This window comes from Citricoccus sp. CH26A (genome assembly GCF_000224415.1).
In the GTDB taxonomy this organism is placed as follows: domain Bacteria; phylum Actinomycetota; class Actinomycetes; order Actinomycetales; family Micrococcaceae; genus Citricoccus.
Genome location: NZ_AFXQ01000050.1, coordinates 1 through 2,642 on the forward strand (window position 1 = coordinate 1; position 2,642 = coordinate 2,642).

At 70.2% G+C, this 2,642-nt stretch carries 2 protein-coding genes; both read right to left on the reverse strand.

Annotation, left to right across the window (positions count from 1 at the left end):
- Positions 1 to 99: 99 nt before the first annotated feature.
- Entirely contained in the window at positions 100 to 861 is a 762-nt protein-coding gene (istB, locus tag CITRI_RS0115510; RefSeq protein WP_010145864.1) for an IS21-like element helper ATPase IstB, read from the reverse strand.
- A 38-nt stretch (positions 862 to 899) separates the two neighbouring features.
- Entirely contained in the window at positions 900 to 2,474 is a 1,575-nt protein-coding gene (istA, locus tag CITRI_RS0115515) for an IS21 family transposase (protein ID WP_010145865.1), read from the reverse strand.
- Positions 2,475 to 2,642 lie beyond the last annotated feature (168 nt).

Genomic DNA, 2,642 nt, shown 5'->3' on the forward strand with positions numbered 1-2,642 from the left:
GTCAAGGGACAGCAGGATCTCCCTGCAGGCGGACCGTTGGTGTCCCTGTGGGCGGACACGTTATCTCCCTGTCCGCGGACACCTGATCTCCCGTGCCTGTCAGGTCAGGGCGACGACGCCTCGTCCGGTGGTGGCGTCGGTGAGCCGGAGCGAGGTGCCTTCGGTGACGATGACGTGGGCGTGATGCAGCAGCCGGTCCACGGCGGCGGTGGCCAGGGTGGTGGGCATGATGGTGTCGAACCCTGAGGGGTGAATATTGGAGGTGACGGCCAGGCTGCGCCGTTCATAGGTGGCGTCGACGAGGCGGTAGAACGCTTCGGCGGCGGCCTGGCCGGAGGGCAGCATGCCGATATCGTCGATGACGATCAGCTCGGCCCGGGTGATCTTGGCCAGGGTCTTGGCGATGGACCCGTCGACGCTGGCCCGGCCGATCGCTGTGGTGAGCGATTCCAGGGTGAACCACGAGACGCGCATGCCGGCGTCGATGACGCGGTGGGCCAGGGCCTCGACGAAGTGGGTCTTGCCGGTACCGGAGGGCCCGGTGATGGCCAGGTTCTCCCCTCGGTGCACCCATTCCAGGGCGGCCAGTGCCGACTGGGTGGCCACGGGGATGGAGGAATCCGCTTCCCGCCAGGAGTCGAACGTCTTGCCGGCGGGCAGCCCGGCGGCCTTGCGTCGTGCGGCCTTGGCGGCCTCGTCCCGGCCCCTGGCCTCCTCGGTCAGTAGCACCCGCAGCAGCTCGGTGGGGTCCCAGCGCTGGGCCTTCGCGGTGGCCAGCACGTCCGGGGCGATGGCCCGCAGGTGGGGCATTCGCATGCGCTTGAGCAGCTCGGCCAGGTCCTCTGGAAGGGCCGGTGCCATTCTCGCTGGGGAGGCGGTGCTGGTTGTGGGGGTTGGGTTCACAGGGTGGGTTCCTTGCTGGTGGTGGTGAAGCCGGCCCAGGCGGAGGTGCCGGGCTGGGCGGAGTGGGTCTCGTCGGCGATGACCAGCTCGGCCGTGCTGGCGCCGGTGGCCTGGTGGTCCACGATCGCGGCCAGGTCGGTCTCGGCGAACCGCCCGGCCGCGGCGGCCACCCCGAGCGCGGCATCGACCTTCTCGGGACCGACCAGTGCGGCCAGTTCCACGGCGGCGGCCATCTTGGCCCGGATCCGGGCGGCGCCGGCGGCCGAGGCCTCGATGAGCCAGGCGTGCGCCCCGGCCCCCAGATCCAGGAACTCCCGCTCGGCATCGCTACGTGGTGCCGGGCGCGGTGCCCGGGGCGCTCCGTGTGGGTCTTGCGGGTGGTCCGGGTAGTGGGCCAGGTCGATTTGCGGGGTGCCCGGGGTGGCCAGCTGGTGGCGGGTGACCTCGATGAGCCCGGCCCCGCCGGCCGCCCAGGAGGGCTGCACCGGCAGGGCGTCGAGGTCGGCGACGATGACCAGCATGGTTCCGGCCACCCGGACCCACACCTCGGCCCCGACCAGTCCCGGTGGGGTGGAGTACCGCACCGAGCCGAACCGGATGGTCTGGTCGGTGTTGACGATCCGCGTCACCCCGAGGGCGGCCGTATGCGGAGCGGCCGGCAGCACGTGCAGACGCGCCCGCTCCTCGGCCAGCGCCTCCACGGGCACCCGGGCGGACTCGCGGTGCTTACGATGGTTGACCTTCACGGTGAAGGCCTCGCAGGCGGCCTCGAGCTCGGCGAAGGAGCCGTACTCACCGCGCAGGTTGGCCTCGGTGGGCACCAGGTCGGCCTTGGCGATCTTCACCGTGGCCTCCGTGCCTCCCTTGGATTCGGGATCGTAGGGAACGCAGGTGTGTACCTGCATCCCGTAGTGCCTGGCGACCTCGACGATCTGTGGGTGGCGTACCGGGACTCCGGCGACGTGGTCCACGGTGACGGTCTTCGGGTTGTCGGTCAGCACGTAGGTCGGCACTCCGCCGATCCGGTGCAGCACCGCGTCCAGGCAGGTGATCAGCGTCGGCAGGGTCTGGTCCCAGACCGGGATCACCACCCGGTAGCGGGACCAGGCCAGCCACGCGCAGAACAACCACGTCCGTCGCGGCGTCCCGTCCGGGCCCGGCACCTTGGGTCCTTCGCCCCAGTCGAATTGCAGCCACAACCCGGGCTCGGTGATCCACGGCCGGTAGGTGCGCCGGTGCCCGGCCCGCCACGCGGCCTTCACCTGCGCCACGGTGCGCCGGGTGGTCCGCTCGGTGCCGGTGAATCCCAGGGCCACCAGTCGTTCGTGGATCACGTCGGCTCTCACCTTGCCGTGGGAGCGTTCAACCCATTCCTCGATCTTCGGCAAGTGCTCATCCAACATCCGCGGACGCCGGCCCGGGCCGGTCACCGGGGCACCCGCATCCCGGGCCGCCACGTAGCGGCGCACCGTCTTGGCGTCCACCCCCGCCAGTGCCGCAGCCGAGTGGGCGCTGCCCGTGGCGTCGTAGGCTTCAAGAATTTCCATGATCTCCCTGTCAGACTTCTTCATGCATCCCTCCGGTGGGTAGCCGCTTGTGGTGGTCAGAGACCTCAAGCAGACCCCCGGAGGGATGTTCGCGTTTGGACCGACACGACCGGCCCCATGGCCATGGACAGGGAGATCAGCTGTCCGTCAGCAGGGAAGTACGTGTCCGCCTACAAGGAGATTGGCATGTCC

What these genes read in the sequence shown, in the direction of transcription:
- istB (WP_010145864.1), bottom strand. Translation starts at nt 861, where the DNA reads ATGGCACCGGCCCTTCCAGAGGACCTGGCCGAGCTGCTCAAGCGCATG.
- istA (WP_010145865.1), bottom strand. Translation starts at nt 2,474, where the DNA reads ATGAAGAAGTCTGACAGGGAGATCATGGAAATTCTTGAAGCCTACGAC.